Source organism: Flavobacteriales bacterium (genome assembly GCA_016704485.1).
Lineage (GTDB): Bacteria > Bacteroidota > Bacteroidia > Flavobacteriales_F > PHOS-HE28 > PHOS-HE28.
On record JADJAA010000002.1, the window covers coordinates 1 to 15,265 of the forward strand.

Below are 15,265 nucleotides of genomic sequence, written 5' to 3' on the forward strand. Positions count from 1 at the left end.
TTATTGAAAGATTGAAAGCCAATGACAGCGGCAGCAATATCAACTACCATTGTGCCTTGTTCGAGGATTTCGATCATGGAACGGTTGGGCGTACCTACGATTTTCTTTCATGCAATTATATCATGGAGCATGTTTACGATACATCCTCGATCCTGGCCAATATTAAGAGCATGATGCATGACAAGAGCTTACTGTTCATTACGGTCCCGAACTCCTTGGCATTGTCGCGTAGGTTGGCATTGGAAATGGGTCTGGTCTCATCATTGTCCGCATTGACGGAGAATGACCACAAACACGGTCACAGAAGGACTTACACAGCAGATTCGTTAAGGAGTGAGGTAAAGGAGGCAGGGTTCAAGGTCGTTAAAGAGCAAGGCATAGTAATGAAGCATCCTTGCCGATTTTCAGCTTAACGGGCTATTGAAGTCCAATGTGCTTAAAAAGGAGCACATCATTGGGCTTCAAGGATTGGCGGAGAAGGGTGAGAATGTCACCTACAGCGATTCTATATTTCTTGTTCTGCAAAAGGGCGGGAATTGAAAGCGTCGCTGCGTAATGCACTTGGGCAATGATCATAGGTCAGTGACGCGACAACATAGAATGCTTATCGGACAGGTTACAGAGCGATGGAATATCATTAAGCTCACAGCCTCGCTCCACTGATTATCTCAACAGTGAATTGCCCTTGATGAATAAGTCCTTGAATCTTCCCATGGTCAGCGTGATCATGCCCACTTACCAGCATGTTAAGTTCATTGAATCGAGTATAAATAGCATACTCGCTCAACGAACACAATTCACATATGAATTGCTTGTCGGAGAAGATGAAAGCACTGATGGTACAAGAGAAATTTGCCAACGTTTAGCGGCAGAGCACCCGGGCCATATTCGGCTATTCCTGCAGGAACGTAAGGATGTTATTCATATACAGGGCAAACCTACCGGCCGTGCAAACCTACTGTCATTACTAGCGAACGCTAGGGTAAGTACATAGCGCTTTGTGAAGGAGATGATTACTGGACGGATCCTTTGAAACTTCAAAAACAGGTTGATTTCTTAGAAGCCAACCCTGACTATGCGATCTGCTTTCACCCGGCGATGCTTGACCGGAACGGCGAGCTGATCTCTGATTCGATAACAGAACCCAGGTTCGATCGTGTCACAGAGCGGCCTATTAGTATCAGTTCATTATTGGAACACGGGAATATCATGCATACGAATACCGTGGTGTTCAGGAATGGTCAACGCCCGTATCCGGTAGAATTCATGTCCGCAGCCATCGGCGATTATATGCTTCATGTTGTAAACGCTTCGAACGGTTACATCCATCGTTTGGATGATGTGATGTCGGTTTATCGTGTTGGGGTCGGGATCTTTTCCACGAAGTCTGAAATGGACACACATCATGCAATTGTGGTCAATCAAGCTCATGTATTGTCATTGCTTACAAAAGAGGAGCACAGAAAGATCGCTTTGGCCAAGTTTGAACGTTCGTTGAACACCTACATCAAGGTCATTGAGAAGTACGCGATCGAGGATGCAAATTTGCTCAAGCGAAAAAGTGGCCGTGACTTGTTAAGACTTCTATTCAAGAAGATCACATCCAAAAAATGAATATTACAGGTCGGTTCATTCGGAGCGAATGCTAATTCTGATCGGGATCAAATGGATGTAGGATTGATCATTTAATGATCGCTACCTAATTGGATGTAATGCTATGATTCCTTCCCATTGGTTTGCATCGAGGCCGATATGTTGGACACACTGGTGATCTGTTTCAAGGGAGCCACCGGCATTGCCGAGGTGCTGATGTAGGCTTCAAGGTAGTTCGCCCGTTCATAACTGGAGGTAACGCTCTTTTGGCCCTGTGGTGTTAAGAAGTGCGTTGGCCTGTCAAGGGCTACATTCAACACACTTGGCCATAAGGAAGAGCAAATTTTCGGTATACCGGATTGTTGTGATACTCTAGCAACATGAAGCGGGACGCAAAGCGGCCGTTATATGCCGTGAGCGTTCCGTAGGCTGATGGTCGGTTGTAAGCCTACAAAAACAGTCCAGGATCGATCAGAAGCATCTAATTTACTTGACAACACTGGTTCTTTGATAATAGGAAGTATACTTTTGTGCCCCTCTTTTTAAGCGCGATACGGCGCAATTCTTAGGGTTGTTAGTGAAGTTACAAGGCGAAGTTCAGTGTTATGAAACAACTAGAGTCCGAGTCCATCGAGATCATCCGTGAAGCAGTAGCCACGGCGCGCAACCCGGTCATGATGTATTCCGTGGGCAAGGATTCATCGGTAATGCTGCATTTGGCGCGTAAGGCGTTCTATCCTGCGCCGCCTCCATTCCCGTTGTTGCACGTAGATACAGGCTGGAAGTTCAAGTCCATGTATACGCACCGGGAGCGCATGGTCAAAGAAAGCGGTATGAAGCTCATCTCACATACCAACCCGGAAGGGAAGGCCGACGGAGTTGGCCCGTTCACACATGGGAGTAGTTACCACACCGATGTTATGAAGACCCAAGGCCTCAAGCAGGCTTTGGACATGCATAAATTCGATGTGGTCTTTGGTGGTGCGCGGCGTGATGAGGAAAAGAGCAGAGCCAAAGAACGAGTCTTTTCCTTCCGCAGTGCGGGTCACCGTTGGGATCCAAAAGCCCAGCGTCCGGAATTATGGAACCTATACAATACGCGGATACAGCCCAATGAATCGATCCGAGTGTTCCCGATCAGCAATTGGACCGAACAGGATATTTGGAACTACATCCTGCAAGAGAACATACCCATCGTTCCCCTGTATTTGGCAGCAGACCGGCCAGTTGTTGCACGGGATGGTCAATGGATCATGGTTGATGATGATCGTTTCCCGTTCAAGGAAGGAGAAAAGGCAGTGATCAAGCGAGTTCGGTTCCGGACGTTGGGGTGCTGGCCGCTAACAGCAGCGGTAGAGTCGGATGCCGATACCTTGGAAGCCGTGATCGCCGAGACGCTGAATGCCCGTAGCTCGGAACGGCAGGGTAGAATGATCGATGTGGACGAACCCGGTTCCATGGAGCGCAAGAAACAAGAGGGGTATTTCTGATGGAAAAGGCACACGAAAAGGATGTCCTCGAGTTCGTAAGAGAACAGGCGAACAAGGAAACGTTGCGCTTCATCACATGCGGAAGTGTGGATGATGGTAAGAGCACATTGATCGGGAGGTTACTCTACGAAAGCAAGAATATTTTTGACGATCAACTACAATCGCTCGAGAGCGATTCTCGCCGATACGGAACCCAAGGTGAGAAGATGGACATGGCGTTACTTGTGGACGGTTTACAGGCCGAGCGCGAGCAAGGAATTACGATCGATGTAGCCTATCGGTTCTTTGCCACGGAAAAGCGGCGGTTCATTGTAGCGGATACACCCGGACATGAACAGTACACGCGCAACATGGCCACCGGCGCATCCACTGCGGATGTTGCTGTGATCCTGATCGACGCGCGCAAAGGTGTCCTCGTACAGACCCGGCGCCATAGCCGTATTGCGGCCATGATGGGCATCAAGCATGTCGTGCTTGCCGTTGATAAAATGGATCTGGTGGAGTTCAATCAGAACGCCTTCGATGGAATAGTTGCGGACTACAAGGCATTTGCCAAGGATCTGGGTTTCGATGGAATGCAGGCCATTCCGCTCTCTGGCCTGGATGGTGATAATGTGGTAGAGCGCACGGAGCGTCTTTCGTGGTACGACGGACCGAGCTTGATCGGTTATTTGGAAACAGTGGATGCCAAGCGATCAGCAGAGCGTGAAGCATTCCGGATGCCGGTGCAATATGTGAACAGACCGAATTTGGATTTTCGCGGGTTCAGTGGCCGGATCGCCGAAGGAACGGTTCGGCCTGGTAATAAGGTCCGGGTTTTACCCTCTGGTGTGCGAGCATCTGTGAAAGCGGTCCATGTCGGCTTCGATGAAGTTGAAATGGCAGATCTTCAGACCTCGGTGACCATTACGTTGAATGAGGAGGTTGATGCAAGTAGGGGCGATGTACTTGTTGCTGATGAGGCACCCGCTGAAGTTGCCGATCAGTTCGAAGCACGGTTGTTGTGGATGGGTGAACATGCAATGTCACCCGGACGGCAGTATCTAATGAAGCAAGCGTGCAGGGAGGTGACTGCGACCATAACCGGCATCAAGTACCGTGAGGACGTAAATACGGGCGGGCATTTGGCAGCAAAAACGCTGGAGCTCAACGAGATCGCAACGGTAGATATTTCAACAAGCAGCCCACTCGTTTTCGAACCGTATGGAACCAATAGGATCCTGGGTAGTTTTATCCTGATCGACAAGCTCACCTTCGAGACCGTTGGAGCCGGAATGATCGATTTCGCCTTGCGAAGGGCGAGCAATATTCATTGGCAGGCGTTGGAACTGGACCGTGCGGCACGTGCCGGTATCAAACACCAGAAGCCTCGCTGTATCTGGTTCACTGGGCTTTCCGGTTCAGGAAAATCCACAATCGCAGACCTCTTGGAAAAGCGCCTTCATGCCGAAGGCAAACACACCTATATTTTGGATGGTGACAATGTGCGCCACGGGTTGAACCTGATCTTGGATTTACGGAGGCGGGATCGCGTAGAGAACGTGCGCCGCGTTGCGGAAGTGGCCAGGTTGATGGTCGATGCTGGTTTGATCGTGCTGGTGAGTTTTATTTCACCCTATCGTAATGAACGCCGCATGGCAAGGGACCTGTTCGCGGAAGGAGAATTCGTCGAAGTGTTCGTGGATACACCGTTGGAGGAGTGCGAGCGCCGCGATGTAAAGGGATTATATGCAAAGGCACGCCGAGGGGAGTTGAAGAATTTTACAGGAGTCGATAGTGATTACGAGCCGCCTCTCGCCCCGGAGGTACATCTGCATACCATGCGCACGGAACTGGTAGACTGTGTAACGAACGTGATCCAGACGTTGTCATAATGTTCTTGGATTGGCGGTTGATCATTGCTGGTGCAACGGTAGGTCTTCTTGTTGGCCTTACCGGTGTTGGCGGTGGTGCCCTGATGACCCCGATCTTGTTGCTCGTATTCGGGATGGCACCTATGGCAGCTGTTGGCACTGATCTGTGGTTTGCAGCGATCACTAAGTTGTTCGCCACACCTGTACATCAACGTCATGGCTTGATCGATTGGCAAGTCGTGAAACGATTATGGACCGGGTCGTTGACAGCTTCCACATTAAGCTTGATCTGGTTGCGTTACCATCCGATCGATAGCTCATCCATGAATACATTAAAAGGAGCAGTGGCCATTACGGTAATGGTCACCGCCATAGCCATGCTTTTTCAAAAACAACTGCACGGGATAGGGCGCAGCCAAAGGACCACTGAAGGCGTGAAATTCAAATCAGTGCAAGGTCCGCTCACCGTTGCAGCAGGAGCATTTCTGGGGATCCTTGTAACCTTCACATCCGTTGGGGCAGGCGCACTGGGCGCGGTGTTCCTGGTCTACCTCTATCCACTTCGCTTAACTCCCCCTCGCTTGATCGCTACGGACATCGTGCATGCGATCCCCTTAGCCATATTTGCTGGGTTGGGTCATTTGTTCTTAGGACATGTAGAAGGGGGCTTGCTGCTCAATCTGATGATGGGTAGCATTCCCGCTGTCATTATCGGCGCGATGTTGTCCGCTAGAATGCCGCACGCTGCACTGCGTTTCATACTCGTATTGGTGCTCATTGCTGTGGGTGTCAAATTGTTGTTAAGCCTCTGAACCTTATGTCCGTTCAGTGAGTCTTCGGAGAAAACACGACAAAACAACCATGGTGGAATGTATAAGAGCCCTTGTCGATCTCCACTTGAAAGAGCATGACCATGGAACAAAATTCGATGACCGAGCCTTTACTGAGCGTAGTGATCTCCACTTATGATCATGTAAAATACATTGAGCAATGCATCAATAGCGCATTGATGCAGCGTACGGATCTTCCTTTCGAGATACTTATCGGTGAAGATGAAAGCACGGACGGAACAAGAGAGGTCTGTAAGCGGATAGCGGATGAACATCCGGATCGAATTCGGCTTTTCTTACGTTCCAGGGAAGATGTGATCTACATACAAGGAAAACCAACAGGGCGATACAACCTTCTGAACTCTTTGAACGCTGCAAAGGGGAAGTACATTGCGCTCTGCGATGGAGATGATTACTGGACGGACCCATTGAAGATCCAGAAACAAGTGGACTTTCTTGAGGCCAACCCGGATCATTCCATTTGCTTTCACCGAGCTATGTTGGAACAGAATGGTCAATTGGTTCCGGATTCAATCACCGAGCCTAGATTCGACCTGATAAAAGAGCGACCAGTTGGGATCAGCGCATTGTTGGAACACGGTAATCTAATGCACACGAATACGGTGGTATTCAGAAACTTTCGTGAGAACTTGCCATTTGAGCTGTTTTCTGCACCGATGGCTGATTATTTATTTCATGTAATAAGCGCCTCCAAAGGTTTTATCCATCGGTTGGATGACGCCATGTCCGTATATCGAGTAGGGGTTGGCATTTTTTCATCGAAGTCTGAAATAGAAACGCATCATGCAATTGTGGTCAATCAAGCTCATGTATTGTCTTTGCTTACAAAAGAAGAGCACAGAATGATCGCTTTGGCCAAGTTTGATCGTTCGTTGAACACATACATCAAGGTCATTGAGCAGAACGCGACAGAGGATTCAAATTTGCTTAAACGAAAAAGTGGCCGTGACATATTAAGACTTCTATTCAAGAAGATCACATTCAAGAAATGAAGAATATAGGTCGCTTCAATTGGAGCTAACGCTTATTCTGATCCGGGTCGCCGGAAGCGCTACTCGTAAAAGGTGAGATCGGCATTTGGCCTGTTCACCCTAGAAGACGGTTGCCCTTCAATTGGCACGTTGATCAACGAGTTGCTCGGAGACTAGGCTTTCTTTCAATGTGGACTGACGATCGGCAACGATCGGTCTTTCAGCCAAGGTGCATCAATACACTATATTCGCCGCATTCGTTGCTTGAAGTGAGATGAAATCACCATGCGCCTCGAAGTAAGAAGCACGACCATGCAACATCGTGACCGCCTTGAAACCTACCTATTTCAGAATCTCATGCTGCGATTCCTGCGCGACCTTCACTTGGAATACCTCTGGTTCTTGAAGCGTGAAAGGGAAGCCAGGATCCTTTCTGACCAGCAGTTATTGACTATGGTAGTTCAGCGGATCGCACGGCATTTCGAATCAACGGACAAGTTAGAGTCTTTCATCATGCTCAAGAATAAGCACTGAAAAACCCATGCGGATCTTTACCATAATTGTTACTTACAACGGCGCGCATTGGGTCGATCGCTGCTTCGCGTCACTAATGTCCGCCGATGCTCCCTGTACGGTTCTGGTCGTCGATAATGGATCAACGGACGGAACGGTAGAACGTATCCGGGCCGGGTTCCCATCTGTGGAAGTGTATCGCGCCCATGCGAACCTAGGGTTCGGCAAGGCGAACAATGTGGCCATTCGAATGGCTTTGGATCGAAGTGCCACCCATTTCTTTTTGCTCAATCAAGATGCTTGGGTAGTGCCGGGTTCATTGGCTGCGCTTGCAACGGAGTTGGACAAGGATCCATCGTTCGGGATCGTTAGCCCAATGCATTTGAACGGCAGCGGTGATGCACTTGATGTCTTTTTCTCCCGTTCGTTGATACCTGCACAATGCCCTGGATATTTATCGGACCTCGTTCTAGGCAAGGTGAAGACCGGGATCTACGCCACCACGAACGTTAATGCAGCAGCGTGGTTGATGTCCAGAGCTTGCGTGGAGCGCGTCGGTGGGTTCAGTCCTGTTTTCTATCACTATGGAGAGGATGAGAATTACGTAAATCGGTTGCATTATCATGGTTCACGTATCGGGGTACTTCCAGGCACATATGTCCATCATGATCGGGAAGATCGTCCGGAGAGTTCCTATTTCACGGACCGGATGGAGTATGACCGTCGCATCTTCGTGAGAAACCTTTCCGATCCGGCTGATGAACGGACCGGAAGTGAAGAATTAGCGGTACTGGCCCGTGCTCGATACAAAGCTTTACTGGTTCGACGATCAAGCGAACTTAAGCGGAGCGACGCCCGCAAGCAATCCTTATTGAGAGCGAATCGCCAGCAAGTCATGGAACTAAGAGCGCGTACACGTGTTCCCGGCCCAACCTTCCTCGGAGAAGAAGAAGATCTCTTGGGCGCTGTAATTCGTGTATAATGGCTATTCACTGTTGGACAAGTAGCGCCGATCACTGACGCAGGGATATTACTGAATGTTGGTGTGATCTGGATCGAAAAGCCGCAGGGTGTCGAACTGGACCAAAGCTTACGCTCCAACTATCGATAACGCAATCGGAGGAATACGTGGTGTTTGAAGGTACAGAGCACCTACCGACCTATCGTGTATAGCAACACCGTGACGGTGCCACACTGGTAGTTGAACTACGGTGGCTCGGGAATTGACAAGTCAACAAACGCACCACACGAACATTCAACACCTCGTTGGCAGAATCGTCCACCCATTCGTAATCCCCGCTTGCTGCTATTAGCCCCAAAATGCCAGCATCCGGGCATGCGGCTGCAAATTCCGCCCAGGTACACAGGCGCTCTCCGCTTAGGGCATAATTGTTGGCCGCGTCAAAGAAATCGGTTGTTCCTTGTGGTTGTTGCTCGGATCAATGCAATACTGAGTACCGATCTCGATCATGCCCGTTGGACACTCCCTCAGCTTATGCGCGCGACCATTGAGCACTTGGAAAACCGCGCCATCAAAAACCGCGGATATGATCATGCCATCCGGAATATCCTCACCCACAATCGCTTCACCGGGTTTCCAAAACAAAGGGTAAGGTCCCTGTGCCCCGACCTGGATCTGTACCGGGCCGGTGATGCTCGTTGGAGCAGTGATCATGAATTGGGTACCTGCTTCGATAGGAGTATCGAATGTGGTCAACGTAATTTGCCAAGTGGTTCCAGCTGTATTATTCACAAAACGATGAGTGCCGCTTTGTTCCACTTCCGCGCTTAATACATCTCCGGGTGTAAGTGACGGTGAAAGACCGTTCAGTTGTCGGTCGATGCTGCCAAGCCCATTTAAGATCAATGGGCCATCAGAACGCACTTGTGCATTCACAGCGACTGCCGAGCAACAGGCCAGCATTAATATGGTCGATCGCATCATCATCGCGGGTGGTAGCAACAGCGATTGTTAGCCGTTAATGTGCTCAGTAACCCAGTGTTGCGCTGGCTCCACACGTAAGACGACCAACCTGGTCTGATCCATGGGCGTGGTTCGATGTATCATCCATCCATTCCCACTCCGAGAACAATCCCTGCAATTGCCCAGCGAGCACTGTGCAACCTACAACATACTCTGCCCAGCTACATAGTTTGCCACCAAGGTTGGCACAACGATCCCGTGACGGGTGGAACAACATGCCAGTAACAACGTCGGCTTCAATACATAAGCGGTCAGTCGCTTGCAGAAAACTGGAGGGCAGCCCGTCTCCGTACGGTCCATCAGTATGAAGTAGCCATTCGCGTAGAGCACTTCACAAACAGCGCCAGCAAGCAATTGACCATTAGTGGGTGGTAGACCATCAGGCCTGACCAAAGGGACCGAGGCCAAGCCGTTCGCACCTTTCACATAGGTCGGCCCGAACTGATCGACAGGTGACAGGAACCGTAACAAAAGCCCGTCCGATAGTGAAGCCACGTCCGGCAGTGCAACAAGCAAGATCGTGTCAGAGGACATAGTTGCGGAACACCAAGTGTAACCTCCTGAAACAACAACTCCGTTCACCGTGATCGCAGAGGAATTGGACTCTGGCTCACCAACACCTTGCACGGTACGCTGTGCATCGTTCCCGGTAATTTGGATCGGCTTGTCATAAGTCACCTGTGCAAAGCAGCCTAATAAAGCGGTTACTGCGAGCACAGTAAGCGAGGTTCTTATCTGGTCATGCAACATCTGAAACGTACACTAGTAGTTGAAGCTATAGAGGAGCCGTGTTTACAATCTATTCCGGGGATCGTTCCGGTCTCACCATTTCCTCCATTACCAATTCGTTTGCCTCCGTCCAGATGGTTAGCGGCATCGTCCACCCACTCATAATCGAGCACTGTGCCAAGGAAGCCGGGAATTCGCAGGCACTGATGGACCCATTCGCTATTCTTGCACAATCGCGCACCACGGTTCTTGCAGAAGACCACTGCATCAAAGAAGGAAACTTCTGAACGTGAGGAATCTTCGATGCAATATTCCCTTGCACCCACACTGAATCCGTTCTTACAGGGGATCGAAGAACTCCCAAGAACGATGAAACGCTGGCCATCATAGATCATCCGGGAAGGCACTCCGGGCCATAGATCAGCACTATCCAATGGTATGCCACCTGCTTTTACGATGGGTCTTGCACCCAAATTATTCAGATCCAGTGTCGCTCCGGGTTCATTTGCCGATGTAGGTAGGATCGTCACTACCATCCCAGCAGAATAGTTCACTGGGGCAGGAACAAGAGTTCCGTTCAACAAAGTGGTTCCATTGACCGTCGTATACGTGGTCCGATTAGTTCGAATCGCCTCCACACTAATTGCCGCATCTGCGGTAAGGGGGTCGGCTAAGCCGGTGATCTGTCGCTCATTCGGGTTGGCACCGTTGAGTACCAATGGCCCAGGGAGCATCAATTGTGCATTGCACCAATGGACGTTTCCTATTAGTGCGACCAACGGCAACAACACGTAGTATATAGCGCTTTCGAATGTTGATGTGACCATACTGGACCTTCAATGACGGTGCAAAAATAGTGAAGCGTAAGTAAAATCTACAGTATCATCTGACAATTGGATCCTGTGGTCGGTTCTGATACGATCTGCAGAGCTTTTGCAGAAGAATTGTTCTTCCATATCGGGTATCTTCGCGCTCAGAAAATGGAAGTGTCGGTAGTGGTTCCGGTCTTTAATGCGATACAGTATATCGAAGCGGCTGTAAACTCCATACTCGCTGTGCCAGAAGTTGCTGAGGTGGGTGGATCGTGGATGATGGTTCAACGGATGGATCCCGTGAACTTGTCCACCGCTTATTCGCGAGCGAGGAACGTGTGGTCGTTTACCATCATCCCGGTAGCGTGAATAAAGGCGTTTCCGCAACCCGGAACCTGGGTATGCAGAAAGCCAGGAAGGAGTTCATTGCATTTTTGGATTCGGATGACCTATTCCTACCGGATCGATTCAAGGTGGACCGACAGGTATTTGCGGAACATGCGGATGCCGAAGGGGTCTATGGCGCAATAGGCGTGCACTACCACGATGAAGGAGGCCGTGAACAATTCAATAAGGTATTTGCAAGTGAGCTTACGACATTGCGTAAAAGGCTGCCTCCGGAACGCCTGTTCGAAGCTTTCATGGGCATTGGTGAGCCGGTTCATGACCTTGGGAATTTTTCGTTGGATGCAGTTACTTTGAAACGAAGCGCATTGGCCAAGATGCCTCAGCTATTGAGAGAGGGAATGTCCATGCACGAAGATTCTGAATTCACAGTTCGTCTTGCATTTTATCTGCGCATGTATCCGGGCAGTATAGAGAAAGCAGTGGCGCTAAGAGGAGTGCATGGCGAGAATCGCATTACGGCGAATGAACGCTCACCGCGCATGCGTTGGCACTACAATGAAGTGCTGTTGGAATGGGCAATGAAGGAGGTGAAGGATCAGCGTGTGATCAATAAACTGAGATCCCAAGTGGTGCATGGTGCATTGAAAAGTGCCGGATCACCGATTGAGAAGCGTAACGCGATCAAGCTAATGCTGCATACGCCATCACAATGGAAGCGCGTTGATTCCGCCCACGCTTTCATAGAACTAGTAACGGGAAAGGCACATGGACAACTCGAACATTAAAGAACGCATCCAACGTGGTTTACAGGATCCTCTGGAAGATCAAGGGTAGCGCACCGCCCGTTCCAATCCCAAGTGTTAGCACTTTATAAAGGTCTTGCACACTGACTCAATATCATGAGTGTTCAACTTTTGCCTCCAAAAATAATCTCGCTGATCACGCTTTACAACAAAGGCGAGTTCGCAGGTGAGACATGGGAGAGCATTGTGAAAAATACATTACGGGATCTCACGAAGGAACAGCTAAAGCTCCATGTTTACCCAAGTGAAGGAGATCCTACAGGATTATCGGTCAGCAAAGTTCCTGAGTTATGGAAATGGGTGAATGAAATCAAGCAGATCAACAAGAGCAAAGGCGTATTTCCGGAACCCATATTTTCCAATGAAGTGGAACGTCACTGGGAGCGTTTGTTCAATTTATTGGCCGATCAGGATGCCGCGGCTGCACTGGCTCATGCGCGTTGTTCCAGAACGGTTTCTCTGAATGCCATCGCCCATATTGGTAAGCGCATGGTCCGACGAATTTCAGGTGATAAGTAGTAGGATCGCTCCGAGTACACCAAGCAATTGCAATGGATCAAGAGCCCAAGGTCAGCGTTCTTATGACGCTCTACAACAAAGGAGAATTTGTTGTAGAGGCCATTGATAGCATCTTGAAAGGGACATATGGCGATCTTGAGGTATTGGTCATGGACGATGCCAGTACGGACGACGGTCCTGCAAAGGTGCGAGCGATCAATGATCCGCGGATCAGGCTTGTTACCGCCGAAAAGAACGGAGGAAGGGCAGCCGCAGCCAACCGGGGCTATGAAGCTGCACGAGGCGAATACATTGCAGTGCTGGATGCGGATGATACAGCGCACCCGGACCGATTGGCCAAGCAGGTCGCGTTCATGGATGCACATCCGGAAGTGGGTGTTTGTGGCACTGCTGCACGTTATTTCGGGGCGCGTACGGGTATTGATCGTTGGCCGGCCACGGATCGCGAATGCCGTGCTAAACTGTTGTTCACCGATCCTGTTCTGTATGGGTCTTCAATGATCCGGCGGTCGGTCATTATGGACAATGGTCTGCGTAGCAACGCGGATTGGCGGTTTCCGGGCGAAGACTATATCTTCATGGTGAGAGTAAGTGAGTATGCTCAATTCGCGAACTTGCCGGAGCCTTTGTTGAACTACCGCATAGGTGAACAGAATCAACGCCATGGAAGAGACCCGGTCCACGACAAAGAGCAGGTCTGTCGGTATGGTTTCGGATCGTATGGGATCGCTGCAACGGATGAGGAATTCGCCTTACAGCTCATGTTCCACAAGCTCAAGAAAGGAACATTCAACAGTGCTCGGGTGAGATCCTTGTGGAACTGGCGGTGCAAATTGATCGTCATGAACCGGTCACGCCAGCTATTTCCGGTTGACTTATTCGAAAAGCATGTCGAATACTGTTGGAATACGGCATATTTCCTCTTAGCTGACGATGGAATTGGTGCTGCCATTACACACATGCGGCTATCCGGAAAATGGCCGTTGGATCGGTTGGTCTACTTAATGAAGGTCACGCTCAAACGTTGGGTGGGAAGAGGTTGAATAATTGTTGCAAGACTCCAGTATCTTGCACGCAATAGCGTCTGTCACGGTCTATGAACCTCCCTGTCGTCTCCATAATAACCCCAAGTTTTCAGCAAGCGGCATTCTTGCCGGAGTGCATCGCTTCGGTCGGCACTCAGGACCGTTCCATCACGGAACACATCATTGTGGATGGTGGAAGTACTGATGGGTCCGTACATTATTGAACAGAACGAGAAGAATTTGAAATGGTGGTGCAGTGAAAAGGACCGTGGACAAAGCCATGCCATCAATAAAGGGTTGGAGCATGCCTCGGGCAAGGTCTTCAGTTGGATCAACAGCGATGATGCTTTACTACCGGGTGCGTTGCATATCGTATCGGAAGCATTCGCCCAGGATCCCGACCTACTTATCTTCGAAGGTATTCGAATGGTTCGTCAGAAAGATGGAACGGGAGAGCCGTTGCCTTTGGATATTTTATCGCAAACCGATGCACTTTATCATTCTCCGAAGATCAATCAGCAGTCGACCTTTTACGCATTGGATAAGGTCAAGGAGATCGGCGGTGTTGATGAAGCGTTGAAATACGTGATGGATCACGAACTCTGGTTGCAATTTCTATTTCGATATGGAATAGAACACCTGCGTATTGAACCCGTACGGCTGGCCATGTTCAGGATGCATGAAGACGCTAAAACGGCCACGGCACCTGAAGCGTTCGTGGACGAAATGGCGGGTGTCCTGCACGGGTTATGTTGTGCAGTGGAGCTTCTGGATCTAGCGCAGATACTCTCCGTCGGACATGAACTGCCCAATGGCTTGCGGGGCATACCGGTAAGCATGATGGAGCAGGATCGCATTTCGCGGATGGTGATACATTTTCTGTTGAAATGGAATAGAGTAATACACTCCGAACGAAGGTTCAATGCTATGCGGTTGTTCCTTTCAACACGCTTCGTTCATACGATCACTCTCAACGCAGAACAGCAAGAACGCCTTAAGGTGATTGCCGATCAGGTGAGTGCTGGAAGCTGGCTTGCCTTTCGTGCAAAGCGTAAATGGCAGCACTTATGGGGATGAAGGTGAGCGTGGTAGTTCCGGTGTACAACAAAGCACCTTTCTAAGGGAATGTTTCGAAAGCATTTTCGCGCAATCATTCACCGATCTAGAGGTGATCGCGGTGGATGATGCCAGTACAGATAATAGCTTGGACGTACTAAGGTCATTCACTGATCCACGATTGCGCGTATTGTCGAATCCAACGAACAAAGGGCCTGGTGTTACTGCTCAGCATGCGATGGATCAGGCAGAAGGTGAATACATCATTCGTGTGGATGCGGATGATATTTTGTTGCCCCACCGGTTCAAAGAACAGATCGCTTTCATGGATGCACATCCGGAGATCGGCATCAGCGGTACCAATATCAAGATTCTCGGGCGCAACGAGGTGATCAAAAGGCCTACGCATCCGAACACCTGCAAAGTGCAATTGCTTTTTGGTGTAGCTGTTATGCAACCAACGAGTATCTATCGTCGATCCTTATTGCAGGAACATGATCTGCGCTATCAACCCGAGTGGCCGCGGTATGGCGAGGATTGGATGTTCCAAGCGCGTGCATCGCGCAAATTGCAATTCTCGAATTTGGATGATGTCACGGTCGAATACAGACGTGGAGAGCAAGGCGTTTCGTTCGGAAGGGATCGATCGAATGAGCTTCCGGAGTGCATCAATTTTGCATTCGAGGAATTGGGATGGCCACCACCCCTCGCCGGCTGA

Annotated in this window: 18 protein-coding genes; 15 read left to right on the forward strand and 3 right to left on the reverse strand. The window is 49.7% G+C overall.

Features of this window, described 5'->3' with window-relative positions; translation table 11 throughout:
• Positions 1-11: 11 nt before the first annotated feature.
• From IPF95_11255 to IPF95_11295, 9 genes are all read left to right on the forward strand, one after another.
• Positions 12-413 carry a methyltransferase domain-containing protein gene (locus tag IPF95_11255; GenBank protein MBK6475266.1) on the forward strand — a complete coding sequence of 134 codons (402 nt, stop codon included), beginning with the start codon at positions 12-14 and terminating at the stop codon, positions 411-413.
• Positions 414-688: 275 nt separating this feature from the next.
• Positions 689-994, forward strand: coding sequence for a glycosyltransferase (locus IPF95_11260; protein ID MBK6475267.1), 306 nt, complete (start codon positions 689-691; stop codon positions 992-994).
• A 215-nt stretch (positions 995-1,209) separates the two neighbouring features.
• Positions 1,210-1,614 carry a hypothetical protein gene (locus tag IPF95_11265; GenBank protein ID MBK6475268.1) on the forward strand — a complete coding sequence of 135 codons (405 nt, stop codon included), beginning with the start codon at positions 1,210-1,212 and terminating at the stop codon, positions 1,612-1,614.
• 584 nt (positions 1,615-2,198) lie between these two features.
• Entirely contained in the window at positions 2,199-3,083 is an 885-nt protein-coding gene (gene cysD, locus IPF95_11270) for a sulfate adenylyltransferase subunit CysD (protein MBK6475269.1), read from the forward strand.
• Positions 3,083-4,957 (forward strand): sulfate adenylyltransferase subunit CysN, encoded by a 1,875-nt coding sequence (gene cysN, locus IPF95_11275; protein MBK6475270.1) that lies wholly within the window; start codon positions 3,083-3,085, stop codon positions 4,955-4,957. Before cysD ends, cysN begins: the two co-directional genes overlap by 1 nt.
• On the forward strand, positions 4,957-5,748 hold the full coding sequence (locus IPF95_11280; GenBank protein MBK6475271.1) for a sulfite exporter TauE/SafE family protein: 792 nt from the start codon (positions 4,957-4,959) through the stop codon (positions 5,746-5,748). Before cysN ends, IPF95_11280 begins: the two co-directional genes overlap by 1 nt.
• Positions 5,749-5,849: 101 nt before the next feature.
• Complete coding sequence (locus IPF95_11285; GenBank protein MBK6475272.1) at positions 5,850-6,779, forward strand: glycosyltransferase; 930 nt, start codon at positions 5,850-5,852, stop codon at positions 6,777-6,779.
• A 291-nt stretch (positions 6,780-7,070) separates the two neighbouring features.
• Entirely contained in the window at positions 7,071-7,292 is a 222-nt protein-coding gene (locus IPF95_11290) for a hypothetical protein (GenBank protein ID MBK6475273.1), read from the forward strand.
• A gap of 7 nt (positions 7,293-7,299) precedes the next feature.
• A complete protein-coding gene (locus IPF95_11295) occupies positions 7,300-8,253 on the forward strand; it encodes a glycosyltransferase family 2 protein (protein MBK6475274.1) in 954 nt (317 codons plus the stop codon).
• 396 nt (positions 8,254-8,649) lie between these two features.
• Here the strand turns inward: IPF95_11295 and IPF95_11300 are convergent, their stop codons facing one another.
• From IPF95_11300 to IPF95_11310, 3 genes are all read right to left on the reverse strand, one after another.
• Positions 8,650-9,213 carry a hypothetical protein gene (locus IPF95_11300; protein MBK6475275.1) on the reverse strand — a complete coding sequence of 188 codons (564 nt, stop codon included), beginning with the start codon at positions 9,211-9,213 and terminating at the stop codon, positions 8,650-8,652.
• A gap of 183 nt (positions 9,214-9,396) precedes the next feature.
• Complete coding sequence (locus IPF95_11305) at positions 9,397-9,972, reverse strand: hypothetical protein (GenBank protein MBK6475276.1); 576 nt, start codon at positions 9,970-9,972, stop codon at positions 9,397-9,399.
• Positions 9,973-9,986: 14 nt separating this feature from the next.
• Positions 9,987-10,811 carry a hypothetical protein gene (locus tag IPF95_11310; protein MBK6475277.1) on the reverse strand — a complete coding sequence of 275 codons (825 nt, stop codon included), beginning with the start codon at positions 10,809-10,811 and terminating at the stop codon, positions 9,987-9,989.
• Positions 10,812-11,068: 257 nt separating this feature from the next.
• On the opposite strand from IPF95_11310, the gene IPF95_11315 reads away from it, so the two are divergent.
• The 6 genes from IPF95_11315 (at position 11,069) to IPF95_11340 (ending at position 15,265) form a co-directional block, all read left to right on the forward strand.
• Positions 11,069-11,929: a glycosyltransferase gene (locus IPF95_11315; protein ID MBK6475278.1), complete on the forward strand. Its 861-nt coding sequence runs from the start codon at positions 11,069-11,071 to the stop codon at positions 11,927-11,929.
• Between the two features lie 114 nt (positions 11,930-12,043).
• A complete protein-coding gene (locus tag IPF95_11320; GenBank protein MBK6475279.1) occupies positions 12,044-12,466 on the forward strand; it encodes a hypothetical protein in 423 nt (140 codons plus the stop codon).
• Between the two features lie 32 nt (positions 12,467-12,498).
• Positions 12,499-13,509, forward strand: a complete 1,011-nt coding sequence (locus IPF95_11325) for a glycosyltransferase family 2 protein (GenBank protein MBK6475280.1) — start codon at positions 12,499-12,501, stop codon at positions 13,507-13,509.
• 53 nt (positions 13,510-13,562) lie between these two features.
• Complete coding sequence (locus IPF95_11330; protein ID MBK6475281.1) at positions 13,563-13,715, forward strand: glycosyltransferase; 153 nt, start codon at positions 13,563-13,565, stop codon at positions 13,713-13,715.
• The gene (locus IPF95_11335) at positions 13,696-14,568 is read left to right on the forward strand and encodes a glycosyltransferase (protein MBK6475282.1); all 873 of its coding nucleotides are present in this window, start codon (positions 13,696-13,698) and stop codon (positions 14,566-14,568) included. Before IPF95_11330 ends, IPF95_11335 begins: the two co-directional genes overlap by 20 nt.
• A complete protein-coding gene (locus tag IPF95_11340; GenBank protein ID MBK6475283.1) occupies positions 14,534-15,265 on the forward strand; it encodes a glycosyltransferase family 2 protein in 732 nt (243 codons plus the stop codon). The genes IPF95_11335 and IPF95_11340 overlap by 35 nt, the downstream gene beginning before the upstream one ends.